General features: G+C 58.6%; 22 protein-coding genes. 13 read left to right on the plus strand and 9 right to left on the minus strand.

The genetic code is table 11. From position 1 onward, the window contains the following. Nucleotides 1-138 precede the first annotated feature (138 nt). The 4 genes from ACXPVS_RS19725 to ACXPVS_RS19740 all read left to right on the plus strand — a co-directional run bounded on the left by ACXPVS_RS19725 (nt 139) and on the right by ACXPVS_RS19740 (nt 2420). On the plus strand, nt 139-471 hold the full coding sequence (locus tag ACXPVS_RS19725; RefSeq protein ID WP_458511424.1) for a hypothetical protein: 333 nt from the start codon (nt 139-141) through the stop codon (nt 469-471). Nucleotides 472-710: 239 nt separating this feature from the next. After that, nucleotides 711-902, plus strand: a complete 192-nt coding sequence (locus tag ACXPVS_RS19730) for a YegP family protein (protein WP_008074435.1) — start codon at nt 711-713, stop codon at nt 900-902. A gap of 171 nt (nt 903-1073) precedes the next feature. Then, complete coding sequence (locus tag ACXPVS_RS19735; protein WP_458511425.1) at nt 1074-2000, plus strand: LysR substrate-binding domain-containing protein; 927 nt, start codon at nt 1074-1076, stop codon at nt 1998-2000. A gap of 54 nt (nt 2001-2054) precedes the next feature. Further along, complete coding sequence (locus ACXPVS_RS19740; protein ID WP_458511426.1) at nt 2055-2420, plus strand: 5-carboxymethyl-2-hydroxymuconate Delta-isomerase; 366 nt, start codon at nt 2055-2057, stop codon at nt 2418-2420. Nucleotides 2421-2423: 3 nt separating this feature from the next. Here ACXPVS_RS19740 and ACXPVS_RS19745 read toward each other — a convergent pair whose 3' ends face one another. From ACXPVS_RS19745 to ACXPVS_RS19755, 3 genes are all read right to left on the minus strand, one after another. After that, the gene (locus tag ACXPVS_RS19745) at nt 2424-3359 is read right to left on the minus strand and encodes a LysR substrate-binding domain-containing protein (RefSeq protein WP_458511427.1); all 936 of its coding nucleotides are present in this window, start codon (nt 3357-3359) and stop codon (nt 2424-2426) included. 132 nt (nt 3360-3491) lie between these two features. Next, nucleotides 3492-4409, minus strand: a complete 918-nt coding sequence (locus tag ACXPVS_RS19750; RefSeq protein WP_458511428.1) for a DMT family transporter — start codon at nt 4407-4409, stop codon at nt 3492-3494. A gap of 16 nt (nt 4410-4425) precedes the next feature. Continuing rightward, complete coding sequence (locus ACXPVS_RS19755) at nt 4426-5610, minus strand: cyanate transporter (RefSeq protein WP_458511429.1); 1185 nt, start codon at nt 5608-5610, stop codon at nt 4426-4428. Nucleotides 5611-6015: 405 nt separating this feature from the next. Between ACXPVS_RS19755 and ACXPVS_RS19760 the strand changes: the two genes are divergently transcribed. The 6 genes from ACXPVS_RS19760 (at nt 6016) to ACXPVS_RS19785 (ending at nt 12564) form a co-directional block, all read left to right on the plus strand. Then, complete coding sequence (locus ACXPVS_RS19760; RefSeq protein ID WP_458511430.1) at nt 6016-7398, plus strand: glutamine synthetase family protein; 1383 nt, start codon at nt 6016-6018, stop codon at nt 7396-7398. Nucleotides 7399-7577: 179 nt separating this feature from the next. After that, nucleotides 7578-9227 carry a phosphoethanolamine transferase gene (locus ACXPVS_RS19765; RefSeq protein ID WP_458511431.1) on the plus strand — a complete coding sequence of 550 codons (1650 nt, stop codon included), beginning with the start codon at nt 7578-7580 and terminating at the stop codon, nt 9225-9227. A gap of 74 nt (nt 9228-9301) precedes the next feature. Then, on the plus strand, nt 9302-9964 hold the full coding sequence (locus ACXPVS_RS19770; RefSeq protein WP_458511432.1) for a class I SAM-dependent methyltransferase: 663 nt from the start codon (nt 9302-9304) through the stop codon (nt 9962-9964). A gap of 123 nt (nt 9965-10087) precedes the next feature. Then, nucleotides 10088-11221, plus strand: coding sequence for a ribonuclease D (gene rnd / locus ACXPVS_RS19775; protein ID WP_458511433.1), 1134 nt, complete (start codon nt 10088-10090; stop codon nt 11219-11221). Continuing rightward, entirely contained in the window at nt 11218-11511 is a 294-nt protein-coding gene (locus tag ACXPVS_RS19780; protein WP_007898694.1) for a YcgL domain-containing protein, read from the plus strand. Before rnd ends, ACXPVS_RS19780 begins: the two co-directional genes overlap by 4 nt. A gap of 120 nt (nt 11512-11631) precedes the next feature. Next, nucleotides 11632-12564, plus strand: a complete 933-nt coding sequence (locus tag ACXPVS_RS19785; RefSeq protein ID WP_458511434.1) for a D-2-hydroxyacid dehydrogenase — start codon at nt 11632-11634, stop codon at nt 12562-12564. Between the two features lie 51 nt (nt 12565-12615). Here the strand turns inward: ACXPVS_RS19785 and ACXPVS_RS19790 are convergent, their stop codons facing one another. Beyond that, complete coding sequence (locus tag ACXPVS_RS19790) at nt 12616-13209, minus strand: nitroreductase family protein (RefSeq protein ID WP_458511435.1); 594 nt, start codon at nt 13207-13209, stop codon at nt 12616-12618. A 165-nt stretch (nt 13210-13374) separates the two neighbouring features. Here ACXPVS_RS19790 and ACXPVS_RS19795 point away from each other — a divergent pair, with 165 nt between their 5' ends. Further along, nucleotides 13375-13824: a YcgN family cysteine cluster protein gene (locus ACXPVS_RS19795; protein ID WP_007898698.1), complete on the plus strand. Its 450-nt coding sequence runs from the start codon at nt 13375-13377 to the stop codon at nt 13822-13824. A 36-nt stretch (nt 13825-13860) separates the two neighbouring features. After that, a complete protein-coding gene (locus ACXPVS_RS19800) occupies nt 13861-15090 on the plus strand; it encodes a hypothetical protein (RefSeq protein WP_458511436.1) in 1230 nt (409 codons plus the stop codon). Between the two features lie 47 nt (nt 15091-15137). On the opposite strand, the gene ACXPVS_RS19805 is transcribed toward ACXPVS_RS19800, so the two are convergent. From ACXPVS_RS19805 to ACXPVS_RS19820, 4 genes are all read right to left on the minus strand, one after another. Further along, complete coding sequence (locus ACXPVS_RS19805) at nt 15138-15515, minus strand: YgaP family membrane protein (RefSeq protein ID WP_046046102.1); 378 nt, start codon at nt 15513-15515, stop codon at nt 15138-15140. A 92-nt stretch (nt 15516-15607) separates the two neighbouring features. After that, nucleotides 15608-16078 carry an RNA methyltransferase gene (locus ACXPVS_RS19810; RefSeq protein WP_007944014.1) on the minus strand — a complete coding sequence of 157 codons (471 nt, stop codon included), beginning with the start codon at nt 16076-16078 and terminating at the stop codon, nt 15608-15610. Between the two features lie 100 nt (nt 16079-16178). Continuing rightward, nucleotides 16179-16553 (minus strand): YajD family HNH nuclease, encoded by a 375-nt coding sequence (locus ACXPVS_RS19815; RefSeq protein ID WP_458511437.1) that lies wholly within the window; start codon nt 16551-16553, stop codon nt 16179-16181. Between the two features lie 49 nt (nt 16554-16602). Beyond that, nucleotides 16603-17289 (minus strand): spermidine synthase, encoded by a 687-nt coding sequence (locus ACXPVS_RS19820; RefSeq protein WP_458511438.1) that lies wholly within the window; start codon nt 17287-17289, stop codon nt 16603-16605. Nucleotides 17290-17387: 98 nt separating this feature from the next. On the opposite strand from ACXPVS_RS19820, the gene ACXPVS_RS19825 reads away from it, so the two are divergent. After that, complete coding sequence (locus ACXPVS_RS19825; RefSeq protein WP_458511439.1) at nt 17388-17678, plus strand: hypothetical protein; 291 nt, start codon at nt 17388-17390, stop codon at nt 17676-17678. Here ACXPVS_RS19825 and ACXPVS_RS19830 read toward each other — a convergent pair. Next, the gene (locus ACXPVS_RS19830) at nt 17675-18148 is read right to left on the minus strand and encodes a cyclic nucleotide-binding domain-containing protein (RefSeq protein ID WP_458511473.1); all 474 of its coding nucleotides are present in this window, start codon (nt 18146-18148) and stop codon (nt 17675-17677) included. The genes ACXPVS_RS19825 and ACXPVS_RS19830 overlap by 4 nt on opposite strands. Nucleotides 18149-18272: the final 124 nt, after the last annotated feature.

Below are 18272 nucleotides of genomic sequence, written 5' to 3' on the forward strand. Positions count from 1 at the left end.
GAGCCTCGAAAGCCTGTTTGTATAAGGCAGCTTAATAGCGCCTCGCGATTGCACATCAGCATTTTCTGGCTTTCGGTGTAACCCTGGTCATTAGCTATCATGCAATACAGAGCAAATCACCCGATGACGGGAGAATGCATGAACAGCTGGCGACGGATTTGGGTGTTTGTGAAGCTGGTGGCAGCATTTTCGGCATGCCTGGCCGTTGCTGTTCAGGCTTTTAGCTACCTGTTGGAAAGCCCTGATGCAGTGCAAATTCACCCTTTGAGCATTTTGGTTGTTGGACTGATTTTTGGCTTCATTACCTATGGAACCCTTTCATTGATTGAAAGGGCCGTACGGGGTTTTCTGCCGCATCCTGACCCGGCTCAAGCTCAAGCTCAAACAGAACTTGAGGAAGATGCCGTGCTGACGGAAGAACAGCCTTTGGCTCTGTCAGTTGATAATCCAACTCAGCAGAAAAATCAGTGAACAGTCGCGTCGGACTAGACAGCACCGCAGCGTAAGAAAAATATACCTCTTCAAGGGAAAAGTTACTCAGCGCAGTCACCCAATTTACCGTCCCCCGAATCTATTGGTCGTCCCTCCACTCAAGGCTGTATCTGCGAAACATCCCCTGACATTGAAAGACCCTGCGGCAAAAAAACCTCATCTACTCTCGTTTCGCAGGTCACTGATCTGCCGTCATCAGCAATCGCAAGGAGCGAGCAATGTATTTTGAGATTTACAGGCAAACCCGTGGCATCGCACAGACCGGCAAAGGTCAATGGCGGTGGCGTTTGAGGGCGGGAAACCATGAAACGATTGCCAGCGGGGAGGCTTACGTCAATAAGTCTGATTGTGTGCATGCCATCAGTTTGATCAAGGGGACTCACGATCAGACCCCGGTCAAGGAAATCTAGGCTTCAGGCGGCGAAGCTGCTCAGTCAGAGCGGCTTCGTTTCAACGGGCGGTCTTACGGTTATGAGTGCCGCTGCCTTAATCTGGTGTAAACGCACACTGCTTGAGTCGCATAGACGCCGATTGCGACACCTTCCTAAACTGTCAGCAGATTTGGGGAGCGGGGTCAGTGGATGAATCGTAACGAACTACGCAAGGCCGACATCAACCTGATGGTGGTGTTTGAAACGCTGATGCTTGAACGCAACGTCACCCGGGTGGCGGAGAAACTGTTCCTCGGCCAGCCGACCATCAGTGCGGCGCTCAATCGCTTGCGCACGATGTTCAACGACCCGCTGTTCATACGTGTCGGGCATCGTATGGAGCCAACGGCGCGGGCCGAGGAGATTATTCTGCATCTGTCTCCGGCACTGGATTCGTTGTCGGTGGCGTTGAGCCTGACCCATGATTTCGATCCCGCCAGCAGCACCATGACCTTTCGTATCGGGCTATCGGACGATGTCGAGTTTGGCCTGCTGCCGCCGTTGCTGCGAGCCTTGCGCCATGAAGCACCGAAGGTCGTGTTCGTGGTGCAGCATGTTGATTACTGGCGGATCCCGGATTTGCTGGCGTCCGGCGATATCACCGTTGGTATCAGCCAGACTCGCGGGCTGCCGGCCAACGCCAAGCGCAAGTTGTTGCGGCACATCCTGCCCAACGTTTTGCGCGCGGACGCATCGGACACACCGCTGACGCTCGATGAGTATTGCGCGCGACCACACGTGCTGGTTTCCCACACCGCCAATGTCAGTGGTTACGCCGATGAGTGGCTGGCAGAGATTGGTCGTACGCGCCAAGTCGTCCTTTCCGTGCCGCAATACAGCTCGCTACCGGCCTTACTCGCCGGGACCGATCTGATCGCCAGTCTGCCGGACTACGCCGCCGAAGCGATGGCGGCGTCCGGTCAGCTGTTCAAGGAGCCATTCCCGTTCAAGACGCCGACCCTGGATCTGTCCATGGTCTGGCTCAGTCATGTCGATACCGACCCCGCCGAGCGCTGGTTGAGGTCGCGGCTGGAGGCGTTCATGAGTGAACGTGCGCAGTTAGCACTGCCCGAGTGAGGGCAGCGCTGTGTTATATGTACGGCCTTTCTGCCCACTTTCAGGAACTCAGTCATGCCTCACCTGCACATGGAATACACCGCCAACCTGCCCGAGCTCAATGCTGAGGTGGCGTTGATCCGGCTCAACAATGCGTTGGTGGCTTCCGGTCAGTTCGCTGCCGAATACGACATCAAGAGCCGAGCGGTGAGGGTTGAGACGTTCAAGGTCGGCACGGTGTCAGGTGAGCGAGCCTTTGTGCATGTGAAACTGGCACTGTTGAGCGGTCGCTCACCGCAGATCAAGAAGCAGTTGTCCGAAAGTTTGCTGGCTGTGGTGCAGGAACTGTGTGATTGGCCGACGGACATTGAAGTCCAGTTGGCCGTGGAAATCCTCGACATCGATCGGGACTCCTACACCAAGATTGCCATCAATAACTGAGTTTCAGGCCATCTCCTGCTCGGTGCAGGCCTTGACCACTTGCTCGCGCAGCCAGGTGTTGGCGTTGTCCTGATCGACATTTTGGCTCCACTGCATGTCTAGGCTGAAACCCGGCAAGCCGTTGGGCGCTTCGCAATGATTGAAGATCGTGTGGTTGGCCAGCAACTGTTGGATACGCCGAGGCAGGGTCAGGATGAAGTCGGTGCCGGTGATCATCTTCAGTGCCGCGCTGTAGCTGTTGGCGCGCGCGACGATCTGCCGTTTTTGCGCCTGCTGCGCCAGCCAGCCGTCGACCATGTTGGTGGTGGAAGTCCAGGGTGTCGGGAACACGTGCCGGCGTTCGACAAAGGCTTGCAGGCTTAAACGCGGCTCCGGCGGTGTGGCGCGTTTATCGAAGACACAGACCAGGTCGTCCTCCAGCAGCATCCGGGATTTGAAATCGCCGTGACTGCGATGAAAGTTCGGGGCGAAGCAAATCACCAGGTCGAGGCTGCCATCGCGCAGTTCTTCGGCCGGGATGTCGGTTTCGAACTTGTGCATGTTGACCATGACCGGCAGGTCAGCGAAATCGAAGCTTTTCAACAGACGCGGCAGGATCAACTGCTCGAAGTATTCAGGTGCGCAGATATTGAAGGTGACTGGTTGCAGGGTGGGGTCGAATGCTGGCGCACCGGCGTGACACAGATTGATGCTTTCGAGGATCTTCAGCACGTGGGCGTACATGGTGCTGGCTTTGTAGGTGGGGCGCATGCCCGCGCGGGTATTGATGAACAGTTCGTCTTCGAAACTGGTGCGCAGCTTTTTCAGGCAGTAACTCACGGTGGACTGGCTGACGCAGAGTGCCTCGGATACGCCCGTGACGCTGCTTTGCTCATACACGGCGATAAATACCATGAGGTCCTGCATATCGAGCTTTCTAAGCAAGTTACTGTTCAACATCCGTTTCGTCTCGCTGTGCTCCTTGCGCTGGCTGTGCGCAAACTAGTGCGAGTGATCCTAACGGAACGATGGTGCCAGGAGAATGCCTTGTAGGAGTTTTCGTGGAAAGTTGTGGGGAAGTTCCAGAGGCCTTCAGCCCTGAACGGCTGCAGGCACCCCACGGCGGCTGGACATCAGCAGTGCCCACATACCGACTCCCACCAGCAGCGCGCCGAGGATTTCCAGCGGCAGTGGCGACTGACGTAACCAGAACCAGTGAAACAATGTGAGGAACAGCGTGCTGAGGTAAATGTAGGACATGACCGAGGAAGGGGCGATAACGCCGATGGCCCGATGCAGCAACCAGAAGGTCGCCAGCGTGGCGAACACCGCCAGGTAAATCAGCCACCAAAAATCGCTCGCGGTCAGCAATGACCCCGATCGCCAGCCGCCGCTGAGCCCACAGAATGTCAGCAGAAACAGCGCGCCGAACAGCATGTTCCAGAACGTCATGCCCACCGGTCCACGACCCTTGAGGCTGCTGGCCTTGAGTCGTTGACTCAGGGGCGAGTAGAGCGCCATCGCCAGACAACCGACGCCATACACCGCCACTGCATACAGCGAAGGCAGCTCACCAGGGCTTGCGCCTTTCAACACCAGCAAAACGGCCCCGGCAGCGGCAATCAGCATCGGCAGCACCCGCTGTTTCAGGTTGCTGTCGGGCATCAATACGGCTTCGAACAGCAATGTCAGCAGTGGCACCCAGGTGAACATCGTTCCGGTATTGACGGCCGAGGTGTAACGCAGTGCCTCGAACAGCGAGCCAAAATACACCGCCAGCAGCAAGCCGAGCACGGCATGGCCGAACAGTCCGCGGGCGGTCATCGTGGTATCGCCTTTGATCAGCAGCAGCGACAAAAACACCAAGGCGCAGAACAGCAGACGCAAGCCGGTCAGCAGGATCGGGTCGATGGCCTGGCTGACCTGTGCTGCGGCAGAAAACGATGCAGCGATCAACAGTGCCCAGAGCAGCATGCCGACGTGAGCGGCGGCGAAACCGGTGTGTTTCATGATGTGGGTTCCTGGGTCAGTGAATGTGTTGAGCGTAATGCCGCGGATCGAAGCGCAAGACCATCAGGATCATCAGTGCCATAACGCCGGTCAGTGACCACCAGGCCCATTCGAAGCTGCCGAGCTGATCGCGGATTATCCCGGCAATCAGCGGCGAGAGACCGGCGATCAGGTAGCCGATGCCTTGCACGAACGCGGTCAGGCCACCGGCACGCTGGGGATTGTCCAGATGATCCAGGGACACGATCAGGCTCATCGGGAACAGTCCGCCGATGCCGAGCCCTAGCAGACATGGCCACAACAGAGTCAGGTGTTGCGGGCTGAGAATAAGCCCGCAGAAACCGGCCATGATCAGCGCCAGCAACACCATCAGCACCACGCGCCGGTCAGGGCTGCGGTTGGCGATGGCGGGTGTCAGCAGGCCAGACAACACTTCCATGGCGGTCAGGAAACCCAGCAGCAACCCGGCGTTTTGTTCGCTCCAACCCCTTTCCACGTAGTACGGCGCCAGCCAGGCCAGCACACAGGTGTAGGACGCCGTGCCCAGGCCGAAGAAGATTGCGAGTAACCAGGCGCGGGAATTGCCGAAGAAGGAGCCATTGCGTTGCGTCTGAGCAGGCTGCGTTGGCATCCGTTCACGTTGCATGCACCAAAACAGTAGCGCTACCAGCGCCAGCGCCGCCCAGATCGCCAGGCCTACGCGCCAGCTACCAGTGCGGATCATCACCAGCGGCGCAAATGACGCCGCAATCGCTGCGCCGCCCATGATCGACGTGACGTAGAGCCCCATGCACACGGAAACGTTGTCGCTGAAGCGGGATTTGATCAGCGTCGGTATCAATGCCTGGATCAGCGCGATACCGATACCCGCCAGCACGGCGCTGAGGATCAGTTCGGCCGCCGAATCGAGGAATAACCGCGACACCGTGGCCGCGCCGATGATCAGTAGCGAGAGCGCCACGGTGCGTTGTTCGCCGATTCGTTGGCTGACGCCCAGCCCAAAGAACATCGCCAGCCCCATCGCCATCACTGGCAGCATGGTCAGCAGCGAGGCCAGGCTGAAACTCAGTGCAATGTCGCCGCGAATCGCCGACAGCAAAGGGCCAACGGCGGCCATGGATGGCCGCAGGTTCAGGGCGACCAGGATGATGCTGAACATCAGCCATAGGGCGGGGCGGGAGGTTGCGCGAACGTTTTCCATCGGTCGGACCTTGAATGACAAGGAGCCGATTAGGCGCGCGAGGCCTGCGGGCCGCAAATCAGAAAGTCTGGAGCAGTATTTAGAAATTAAATAGCTCTGCTGCGCCGTGAAACCTTATGTGAATGTTTAGCCAGCCCACAACCAAAGTTCTTCAAATCCTGATTTAACGACTTAACCTCCCGTGTGACGCTGCGGCTCATCTGTTTCCTGCGGTTATTTCTATGGACGGTTGTCCCGTTGCACTTCCCTGCGAACTAGCCTTTTGGGCGCTGTGGCACTGCCGTCACGCGCGTCCACCGGATGTCTGCATTTCCCGTTGATTGTTCTTACAGGTCCCGCGCTATGCGCCGGGATCAAACCGGCGGCGCCTGTGCGTTTGCCTGACGCGGAAATAAGAGAATTCCCATGAATGTTGCCACGACATCTTTTGCCTCCAAGCAAGAAGCCCTGACCTTTCTGGAACAGAACCCGGATATCGAGATGTTCGAGTTGTTCATCCTCGACAACAACGGTGTACCGCGGGGCAAGTTGCTGCATCGGGATGAACTGCTGGCGGTGTACGACAGCGGGCGGCCATTGCCGAGCACCATTCTTGGCCTGACCATCAACGGCGATGACGTGGAAAACTCCGGCCTGGTCTGGGACGTGGGCGATATCGACTGCCGGGCGTACCCGATCAGCGGCAGTTTGACGCGCATGCCATGGCGGCTGATTCCTACGGCGGCGGTGCAGGTCAGCATGCACCCGAAGGAGGGGATGCCCGCGACGATTGCCGATCCACGGCATCTGCTGGCGAACGTCATCGAAGGCTTGCAGGCCGATGGTTATTACCCGGTGATGGCGGCGGAGCTGGAGTTCTACCTGCTGGATCAGCAGCGCGACAGCAACGGTCGACCGCAACCGGCGCGGGATGTCGATGACGGGCGGCCGCGAGGGACTCAGGTTTACGGATTGCGTGAACTGGAACAGATCGAGCCGTTTCTGGCCGACCTCTATAGCGCCTGCAAACTCCAGGGCATTCCGGCGCGCACGGCGATTTCCGAATACGCGCCGGGGCAAGTGGAAATCACCCTCGAACACCGCACTGACGCCTTGCAGGCGATGGACGAAGCGGTGCGCTACAAACGGCTGGTCAAGGGCGTGGCGCACAAGCACGGGATGACGGCGTGCTTCATGGCCAAACCGTTCGATGACCTAGCAGGCACGGGCATGCACATGCACGTCAGCCTGGCGGACAAGGACGGCAACAACCTGTTCGCCAGCGAAGCTCCGGACGGTACGCCGTTGCTCAAACAGGCGGTCGGCGGGATGCTCAGTACGCTGCTCGATTCATTGCTGCTGTTTTGTCCGAACGCCAACTCTTACCGTCGCTTTCAGACCAACAGCTATGCGCCGCTGGCACCCACGTGGGGCGTGGACAATCGCACCGTGAGTTTGCGCGTGCCCGGCGGGCCGGCGTTTTCCCGGCATATTGAACACCGTATCTGTGGCGCCGACGCCAACCCGTATCTGGCGGCCGCGGCGATTCTGGCCGGGATCCATCGCGGTATACGTGAACAACTCGATCCTGGCGCGCCGGTGGAGGGCAATGGGTACGCCCAGGCCACGGAACTGTTGCCGACGGACTGGCTGACCACGTTGCGAGCGCTGGAAGGTTCGAGCTGGGCACGGGAAGCGTTCGGCGGTGAGTTCCTCGGCGTGTACCTGGCGGTAAAATGTGCCGAGTATCGACAGTTCATGGGCGAAGTCGGCGAGCAGGACTGGCGCTGGTATTTGAATCAAGCTTGAACAGAACCTGAACCGTTCTCAAATAAGTTAAAAGTTTTGGCCTAGTGCCATGAGCCAACTAATCGTTGGCTTATTTTTCACAAAAAATTGATGGTTGGCTGCCTAAGATCAGTGCTCTCTCGGGCAATGAAATTTTCACATTTGCCGAAGGCACCTCTTTTCAGGAACAGCCGATCATCATGTTGAAGATTAAAGCCTTGCGCCCCGAGTGGGTGACACTGATTGCCAGCACCTTTCTATTAATGGGCTTCAATCCTGTTCTCTGGCAGCACCTGTTCGAAATCACGGCATCTGACGGTAAAGGTATCGTCATGCGTCTGGCTTTTGGCTTGATGGTTCTGGCTGCCTTCAACACGGTGCTGACCTTGTTGGCGTTCCGGCCTGTGCTCAAACCGGTCTTGACCCTGATCTTTATGATCAGCGCCGGGGTGACGTACTTCATGAGCCAATATGGTGTTTTGATTGACACCGGGATGTTGCGTAACTTTGCTCAAACTAATGCGACGGAAGTACGTGACTTACTCTCGATAAAATTGCTTGTTTATATTGTTTTGCTCGGTATTTTGCCATCATTTTTATTGTGGAAGACGCCGGTTAGTTACCGTCGCTGGCACCGTGAGCTGCTCAGTAAAGTTCTGGTGAGCGTCGCATCAGTTGCGGTGATCGGTGGTGTCGCACTGGTTAATTATCAAGGCTTGTCTTCATTGTTTCGCAATCACCATGAGTTGCGCCTGATGGTGGTGCCGAGCAACTACATTGGCGCCTCGGTCGGCTATCTGCGTGAGCAGGTCGCGTCTGCGCGGCAACCCTTCGTCACGTTGGGTGAAGATGCCCAGCGAAACCCCGCCTTGCAAACCCATGGCCGCAAATCCCTGACCGTGCTGGTGGTGGGCGAAAGTGCCCGGGCCGAGAACTTCGGCATTCTGGGATATGGCCGTGACACCACCCCCAAACTGAGTAAAGAAGCCGGCCTGATCGCGTTCACCGACGTGCATTCCTGCGGGACGGAAACAGCCGTGTCGGTGCCGTGCATGTTCTCCGACATGGGCCGCAAGGATTACAGCGCCAGCAAGGCAAAGAACCAGGAAGGCCTGCTGGATGTACTCAAACGCGCGGGGCTCGACGTGATCTGGCGCGATAACCAATCGGGCTGCAAGGGCACTTGCGATCGGGTCACCCTAGATGACGTCAGTAACCTGAAAGACCCGGTACTGTGCGCCAATAGCGAATGCCGCGATGAAATCCTGCTGCAGGGGTTGCAGCACTTCATCGATACCCTGGATAAAGACACGGTACTGGTGTTGCACCAGATGGGCAGTCACGGTCCGGAATACTTCAAGCGCTACCCGAAAGAATACGAGCGCTTTACCCCGGTTTGTGAAAGCAACGCCCTGAACAATTGCAGCCGCGAAAGTATCATCAATGGCTACGACAACACCCTGGTGTATACCGATCACGTGCTGTCCACCCTGATCGATTTGTTGCGTAACAATCAGGACAAAGTCGATACCGCGATGCTCTATCTGTCGGACCACGGCGAATCCCTGGGCGAGTACAACTTGTTTCTGCATGGCACGCCTTACATGCTGGCACCGGAACAACAAAAACATGTCGCGATGTTCGCCTGGTTTTCCGACAACTATCAAAAGTCGCTCTCAGTGGACACCCACTGCCTGCAACTGAGTCGCCAGAAGCCCTTGAGCCAGGACAACCTGTTCCATTCGATGCTCGGTTTGCTGGAGGTCAAGAGCAAGGTCTACAACCAGGACTTGGATATGTTTGCCGGATGTCGCGGCGCGGTGACCGACGGCGTGTTGGCCAAAGAGTGAGTGCTTCAACCTTCTTTTAACGCACCCGCCGCTAACCTGCGGTGGGTTAGAGTTTTCCCCTAGAGCCATTGCACATGTCCGCTCAACCCCTATCCGCCATCGAGCTTGAGATCGCCCGGCGCTACGATCAGGAGCACGCCCGCGTCTGTCTTCAGCCGCGATCGCGTGGCCTGGCAGGGCGGTTGACGTTCTGGCGTGACGAGCAACTGGTGCGTAATGCGCTCAAGGCTGCTGGCGAGCCGGGCCTGGTTCTCGATTTGGCCTGCGGTGTCGGGCGCTTCTGGCCAGTACTGGCTGAGCATGCAAACCGGGTGATTCTCGCAGCCGACCCGTCGCAGGACATACTCGATCATGCCCGCACTCACCATCCGCAGAATCTGCTGAAACGGGTCAAGACCTTTCAGAGTTCAGCATTCACCATTGGCTTGTCGGCGAATGCGGTTGACTGCATTTTTTGCATGCAACTGTTTCAACACATCGCCTGCCCCGAGCATCGCTTGGCCATGCTTAAGGAGTTCTATCGGGTCAGTCGCGATACGGTGATTGTGGCGGTACGGCTTGATGCTCATTTCAAAGGCCGATGCACGGGTGAACCGGGTGTTGCGGCCCGACCGTTGGCCAACAAGGCCGACGTGGAAGCCGAGTTCAAGCGCGCAGGTTTGCACGTGCTCAGTCATCAGGACTTCCTGCCCGGCTGTGCGCGGATGCGCGTCTACGTACTGCGTAAGGCCGGCTAGTCTCCGCTTGTCAGACATTTCTTGCTGTTTGGCAGGCATTTTCGCTAAAGCTCTTGTTCAGTGGATGCGCGGAAATCGCCGGGGGCGATATATACTGCGCGCCATTCTTCAAGGGAGAGCCGTGTGGCCATCGATATTCACTGGATTCGCGACAACGATAGCCTCGGTCAGTTTTGCGCCGAGTGGCAACAGCTGCCATTCGTTGCCCTCGACACCGAATTCATGCGGGTCGACACCTTTTATCCGATCGCAGGCCTGCTGCAGATCGGTGATGGCGTACGCGCTTACCTGATTGATCCACTGAGCATCGATAACTGGCAGCCGCTGGCCGCGTTGCTGGAAAATCCGGCCGTGGTCAAAGTCGTCCATGCGTGCAGCGAAGACCTCGAAGTCCTGCTGCGCCTGACCGGCAGCCTGCCGGCCCCGTTGTTCGACACTCAGTTGGCCGGCGCTTACCTGAACCTCGGTTTTTCCATGGGGTACTCGCGGCTGGTGCAGGAAGTGCTCGGCATCGACCTGCCCAAGGGCGAGACCCGTTCCGACTGGCTGCAACGTCCACTTTCCGACACCCAAATCAGCTACGCCGCCGAAGATGCTTTGCACTTGGCGGAAGTTTTCGTACAGCTTCGTCCGAAACTATCTGACGACAAGTACGCTTGGGTCTTGGAAGACGGCGCCGAGCTGGTGGCCAACCTGCGCCGCGAGGTTGATCCGTATGAGGTCTATCGCGAAGCCAAGCTGGCCTGGAAGCTCTCCCGTGCCCAACTCGTCGTATTGCGTGAACTGTGCGCCTGGCGCGAGCGCGAAGCCCGCGCCCGTGATCTGCCGCGCAACCGCATCGTGCGTGAGCATTCCCTGTGGCCGCTGGCGCGTACTCAGCCGGATAACCTCGGCGCGTTGGCGAAAATCGAAGACATGCACCCGCGTACCGTGCGTCAGGATGGCGAGTTTCTGCTTGATCTGATCAAACGCTCAGGCAGTGTGTCGCCTGATCAATGGCCGGCTGCAGTGCCGGAGCCGTTGCCGGTGGACGCCGCCACGCGGGTCAAACAGCTGCGTGCGATCGGCCAGGCCGAAGCCGAGCGCCTGAACATTGCGCCAGAGCTGATGCTACGCAAGAAAACCCTGGAAGCGCTGCTCAAGAGCGGCTATCCCAACGGTCCTTACCAATTGCCTGATTCGCTGCGTGGCTGGCGCCGCGAATTGATGGGCCAGGCGCTGCTCGACAGCCTGGCCACCGCCGGAGAACAGCTTTGAAACGTATTTGCTCCATCTATCGAAGCTTGAAGAAAAACGAGATGTACCTCTATGTGCTCAAAAGCGATGCACTGGAGCGCGTCCCGGAAAGTTTGATGGCCGCCTTCGGCAAGCCGCATCACGCCTTCGACCTGGTACTGACCCCCGAGCGTAAACTGTCGCGCGAGGACATCACCGTGGTGCTGGAAAACCTTGAGAAGCAGGGTTATCACTTGCAAATGCCGCCGGCCGAAGACGAGTACATCGAACACTTGCCGGAAGAGTTGCTGCGCCGCAACGACCCGATGTAATCGACAGACAGGCTCTGTTCAGAGCCTTTATGAATCACTGGAATGATTTTGGCGATGGCCTGGGCGATGGAGCGGTACTCCATCGGCGGCCGCCTGCACTGTTTTTGAAAGGTTTGAACCATGCGCGTTCTGATTGCTGAACACGACCACCCGGTATACGCCCAGCTGTTGCGTCAAGCAGCGCCCGACCTGGAAGTGCTGACCAGCGGCGATTCCGCCGAACTGGCCAGCCAGGCCGCTGACTGTCCGATTTGGCTCGGTCAGCCGGACCTGCTGGCGACCTTGCTGCGTCAGGGCCACGAGCCACAATGGCTGCAATCGACCTGGGCGGGCATTACACCGCTGCTGGCCGATGGCTTGCCTCGGCACTATCGCCTGACTCGTGCGGTAGGCATTTTCGGTCAGGTCATGGCCGAATACGTGCTGACCTACATGCTCGGCCACGAGCGCGAAGTGCTGCCGCGCCTGGTCAGCCAGGTCGAGCGCAAGTGGGACAGTCGCCAGGGCCAAAGCCTGGCCGGCCGCAAAGTGTTGATCGTCGGCACCGGTGACATCGGCCAGACCGTGGCGCAGTTCCTGGTGCCGTTTGGTGTCGAGTTGTATGGCATCGCCAGCGAAGCCCGTGAGCAGGCGCCGTTTGCCGAAGTCGGGGCGCTGGCTGATCTGCCGCGTCTGGTCGGTGAAGTTGATTACGTGATCAATCTGCTGCCCAATACACCGAACACCCATGACCTGTACGACGCGGCGCTGTTCAAGCAGTTCAAGCCGACCGGGTTGTTCATCAACGTCGGGCGCGGCGTGGCAGTGGTCGATGCGGATCTGGTGGAAGCCTTGAAAGAAGGGCATCTGGCCGGTGCGGTGATCGACGTCTGCCGCCAGGAGCCGCTGCCGCAACGTCATCCGTTCTGGACCGCCTGGGGCTTGTTACTGACGGGTCACAGCTCGGCACCGACCTCGCCATCGATGATGGTGAATCTGTTTGTCGAAAACCTTCGGGCGTATCAGGCGGGTGAGGCGTTGCGCGGGGAAGTGGATTTCAATCGCGGGTATTGAACCCACCACACTGACCGTTCCCACGCGCGTGGGAACGATCGGGTAGAACGCTTAGAGGGTGAAGTCGCCTTCGGCGGCCAACTCGCTCAGCGGACGACGTGGGCTTGGCTCTTCCCGCGCTTGCAGGTAATCCGCCAGCGTCGTTTTATCGCCCAGTTTGCCCACCGCTACCGCTGCGTGCAGTGCATAACCCTCAGGAATGTTCAGCTCCTTGCGGGTCAGTTCCTGATCAAAACCGGCCATGCCGTGGGTGTGCCAGCCGCTGATGCTCGCTTGCAGCGCCAGATGCCCCCAAGCCGAACCGGTGTCGAAGCTGTGCCACAAGGCCGGGGTCTCTTCGGTGGCGCCAGGCACCGCAAAGGTGGTTTTGGAGATCACGATCACCAATGCCGAGGCGTGTTGGGCCCAGCTGCGGTTGAATTCGTTCAACAGTCCCAGATAGCGCTCCCAGTTTGGCGTATCGCGACGCGCATACAGAAACCGCCAAGGCTGCGAGTTGTAGGCCGATGGTGCCCAACGTGCAGCTTCAAAGAAGCTCAGCAGGGTTTCGGTGGAAATGGTTTCTCCGGTGAAGGCGCGGGGCGACCAGCGATCGGTGAACTGAGGGTGGATGGCATAGTCGGCAACGCGTGGATTAGCACTCATCAAGAGATTCCTTGCTACGTGTGAACGTGAGGGGCGAGGCAAAACCCTACTGGGCGGCGCAATAACTGACAAGCTTGTTCTACCGGCAGTCGCCAGCGCTTGGCCCACAAGAGCCTTGGCACTAGACTGGCGGCCTTTTCACCACCTGATGTTGATGCTTGAGCCATGGCCGCCAAAGTCGAACCGTTCTGGATACGCAAAACCCTCGATCAACTCGATCAAGAGGAATGGGAATCGCTGTGCGACGGCTGTGGCCTGTGCTGCCTGCAAAAGCTCGAAGATGAAGACGACAACAGCGTCTATTACACGCGTATCGCCTGCAAACTGCTGGACCTGAAAACCTGTCAGTGCACCGATTACCCGAACCGCCGCGATTTTGTCCCCGACTGCATCCAGCTCACACCGGGCAAGGCTGACGAATTCAAATGGTTGCCACCGACCTGCGGCTATCGACTGGTCAGCGAAGGCAAGGACCTGCCGCTTTGGCACCATCTGGTGTGCGGTGATCGCGATGCGGTGCACCACGAGCGAATTTCCCAGTCCGGGCGCATGCTCGCTGAAGGCAGCGTGGCCGAAGATGATTGGGAAGATCATCTGATTTTTCGGGCGGGTTAAACGCCGAGCGTTTTAACGTTTCACGAAGGAGTGTGTATGGCTGTGGGATTGCGGCTGGCGTTGGCCTTTGGGCTTTTGGCCCTGAGTTCACCCGCGTGGGCGGCGAAGAAGGTTGATCTGGATTATCACGTGCGCCTGTTGCCGCAAAGCGATCAGGCCGAAGTGCGGCTGACCCTGGCTCGGGGAGCCGCGGTGCGCAGTCTGGATTTCGACCTGGGCGATGGCAGTCACTACAGCGACTTCAAGGCCGACGGCCAATGGCAGTTCACGCCGGGCAAACAGGCTCGTGGTGTCTGGCGTCCGGCCGCCGACAAGGCCAGCCTGACCTACCGCGTACGCATCAGCCACGGGCGCAAGAGCGGCAGCTTCGATGCGCGCATGACGCCAATGTGGGCGCTGATGCGCGGCGACGACCTGGTGCCGGCGGCCAAACTCGATCAGCAGGACGGCATTGAGCTGGTTTCACGCCTTGAGTTCGAATTGCCTGCCGGCTGGAAAAGCGTTGAAACCGCCTGGCCGCGAATCGGCAAGAACAAATTTCGGGTCGATAACGTTTCTCGCTTGTTCGACCGGCCCACGGGTTGGATGCTCGCCGGCCGCCTGGGCAGCCGTCGCACGCGGCTTGGGGAGACCGAGGTTACCGTCGCCTCGCCTCAAGGCCAGGGCATGCGCCGCATGGATGTGCTGACGCTGTTGACCTTTATCTGGCCGCAAGTGCAGGCGGTGTATCCCCGTCATCCCGTCAAACTGCTGATTGTCGGCGCCAACGACCCGATGTGGCGTGGCAGTCTGGGCGCGCGCGAATCGATTTATCTGAACACCCGTCTGCCGCTGGTCAGCGAAAGCGGCAGCAGTGCACTGGTGCGGGAACTGGCGCAGGTATTCGGGCGGATCAACGATCAGCAGCGCAGTGACTGGATCAGCGAAGGCTTTGCCGAGTATTACGCCATCGAACTGGTGCGCCGCGCCGGCGGCATGAGCGATGAACGGTATGAGCGTTTGCAGAAGAAGTTGGCCAATGACAGCCGGAAGGTCACGACCTTGCGTGGTGAGCAGGTCAGCCCGGCGCAGGTGTCGAAAGCGGTCGTGTTATTGCAGGAGCTGGATCGCGAGATTCGCCTGAAGACCGGCAACAAGCGTTCGCTGGATGATGTGTTGCGCGGGGTGATGCATTTGGAGAGTGTGGACACCAAGGAATTTGTTCAGCTTGCAGAAAGCATCATCGGTGAATCTTCCAAGGTCCTCGATACCGAGTTGCTGCAGTAAAAATCAAAAGATCGTCCGATGCGGCTCGATCTTTTGATCTTGAAAAGTTAAACCCCGGTTTTAGGCGACTTCAACGAATCATTACCGGTCACGGTAGCGGTATTGGTCGCCGCTTCGGCATTCGCCTTCAACCGGTTCAGCTCTTCACCGGCCCGCTGAATCTTCGCCCGCACGTTGTTCATGTCCTGACGGCTTTTCTCCAGCAGGCTTTTCGCCGAACTGTGCCCGGTAATACCACGCGCCAGGGCCACACCGCCGATCGCCACTTGAATCAATCCGAACACACCGCCGCGACGCAGGCCCTTTCCGACCATCACTACGCCGCCGGCCAGGGAACCGATGCGTTCCCAACCCTGCACGTTCTGCTCCGTGTGAGTCTGGAACGGGGTGGATTCGATGCGTTCTACGCGTTTGAGTTCGCTCATGATCTGTCTCCTGGCTGGAATGGCTGCTTCAACAATAGATAATTAAGCTGACTGCCAAGGCGGGCGGCTTGTTCCATCAGAAGTGTGGTGAGTCAGCGAAATTTCGCCCCGGACCGGGTGTTGAGCCCCTTGGACATGCGGTCATAGAGCACGACGTTGACGGTGGCCGCCAGGTTCATGCAACCGGTGGTCGGGATGTAGACCACGTCTTCGCACCAGTCGCGAATCTCTTTATCCAGTGAACCGTCTTCCGGGCCGAAGATGTACAGCGCGCGGTCCGGGTGGGTGTATTCCGGCAGTGAACGGGCGCCGTCCACCAGTTCCACAGCGACCGGAACGCAGCCCAGTGGCAGGATTTTTTTCAGGTCGTCGATGCCGATCAGCGGGATATCGTAGTGGACGCGCTTGGTGTCGGTGACGAAGTCGGCCGCGCGCTCATAACGTTTGCCGGTGTAGAACACAGACGCCACGCCATAGCAGCCAGCGGCGCGCATCACCGAACCGACGTTCTCCGGTGATTTGGGGTTATACAAACCAATGCAGCTGTACCGTTTGTCTGCCACGAGCGGGTGCCTTCGGGGAAAAAACGGCGATTATACGGGGATTGAGGGAGGGGTGTTCAGTGATCGTTCCCACTCCGCGAGGGAACGATCAGTCAGCGGGTTACTCGTCTTTCTTCATCAGGCCGGCCAATGCGGCAAACGGGTTATGCGTCGCCTTGGCGATTTTCGGCGAGCTCAGCGAGCCTTCACTGAAGTACTGTTGGTCGGTGTACCGCGAGTGTTCATTGTCGTGGCAATACAGGCACAACAATTCCCAGTTGGAGCCGTCTTGTGGGTTGTTGTCGTGGTTGTGGTCGCGGTGGTGCACGGTCAGTTCGCTCAGGCGCTTGCCGGAAAACTCACGGGCGCAGCGGCCACACACGTGCGGGTACATTTTCAGGGCCTTGTCGCGATAACCCATTTCCTTGTCGCGCTGGTTGTCAGCAAGGATACGGTCCAGTTTCGACGTGTTGGTCGCAGGCGTTGACGAACTCATGGGTTCACCTTTGTAAAAAGACTAATGACGGTTATGGCGTGAGTTTAGCTCAGCCCTTGAGCTTCTCGGCAATCCAGATGGTGTGACGGGTGCCTTTGTTGCCGTGGGCGAAGACCTGGACTTCCTCGGCCTTGAAGCCGGCCTTCTTCAGTTTGTCGGAAAACTGTCGGTCAGCGCTCGCGGACCAGACGGCCAGCACACCTTTGGGCCGCAGCGCTTTGGCGCAGGCGCTGAGGCCGCCAGTGGAGTACAGCCAGCTGTTGGCCTTCTGGGTCAGGCCTTCGGGGCCGTTGTCGACGTCGAGCATGATCGCGTCGAAACCTTGTGGCTCGGCTTGCAGCACGTTGGCCACGTCTTCCATGCGAATGACCGTACGCGGGTCGAGCAGCGGGTTCCCGGCTTTCTCGCCCAGCGGTCCACGGTTCCACTCCACCACCCCCGGCACCAGTTCGGCAACGACCACTTCAGCAGTCTTGCCCAGGTGCTTGAGGGCCGAGGCGAGGGTGAAACCCATGCCCAGGCCGCCGATCAGCACGCGCGAATTCGGCCGGCCGGCCACTTTACGGCACGGGATCTCGGCCAGCGCATCTTCGGAGCCGTGCATGCGGGTGTTCATCAGTTGCCCGCCGTCGCCGCCCTGGATCTTGATGACGAAATCCTCACCGTATTCGAACAGGCACAAGGCACCGCCATTTTCAGGAATTGGAGTGGTGTCGAGCAGAACGAAACGTTTCATGGGACTCACTTGAGGAGAAATTGGCATAAGAGGGAGAGGGCAAACACGCGCCGTTGGGAGTAGCCTGCAAAAAGACAACAAGGCCAACGGAGCCATTGATGAAGCGCACCATTCTAACGGTCATTGCCTTCGCCGCGCTCTCGATAACTGCAGTGCAGGCCCAGCAGTTGCAAACCATTGCGACCAGTCCTGCGCCGCTGCCCGGTTCACCCGGCACCGCGACCCCGACACCGTACCCGCAAATCACCCCGACCAGCGTGCCCACGATCGGGCCCGGCAGTGGCGGTCCGCCGTTGGTGCCCATTGAAATGCCTAGCCCGCCCACCAAGGACCAGCCACTGCCGGGGCTGGAGCCAACCCCGTCGAAAGCCAAATCACCGGGCGGTTAAACCTGCTGCGAGAGCAGTTGCCCATCGGCCATGCGCAAGCGTTTTGAGAGGGAGACGGCGAGGGCGCGGATGATTTTGGCCGCGATTTTCGGCGCATCGTTGAGCATTTTTTCCAGCGAATCCTTGCCCAGGTTGAGCAACTGGCAATTGCTCGCTGCCCTGCAACTGGCCGAGCGGCGCTCACCGTCGAGTACGGCCATTTCGCCGAATGCCCGCCCGCTGCGTAGCGTTGCCATGGTCACGAGGTGCCCGTCGCTGTTGGTTTTTTGCACCGCCACCTGGCCGGTGTGGATGATGCACATAAAGCTGCCGGCATCACCTTCATGGAAAATCTCTTCGCCCGAAGCAATGGTGCTGATGCTGAAGTAGCCCGAGGCCGTGGCGAAGTCAGCCGGCAGCAATTGATCGAACAGGCCACAGTCCATCAGCCAGTCACGCATTTCGTTGTTCAGTAAGGTCGGTTCTGACATGTCGTCACGGTCTTTTTCTTGTGTCTGTTGCTGTTCCGGTCTGGCAAGCATTTCGCGATTCTCTGTAGCTGCCTTAGCCCGGTGTTCGGTGTTCGGTGTTAAGACCGACACGCCGGGCCAAGTT

The organism is Pseudomonas sp. Ma2-10, from assembly GCF_054330215.1.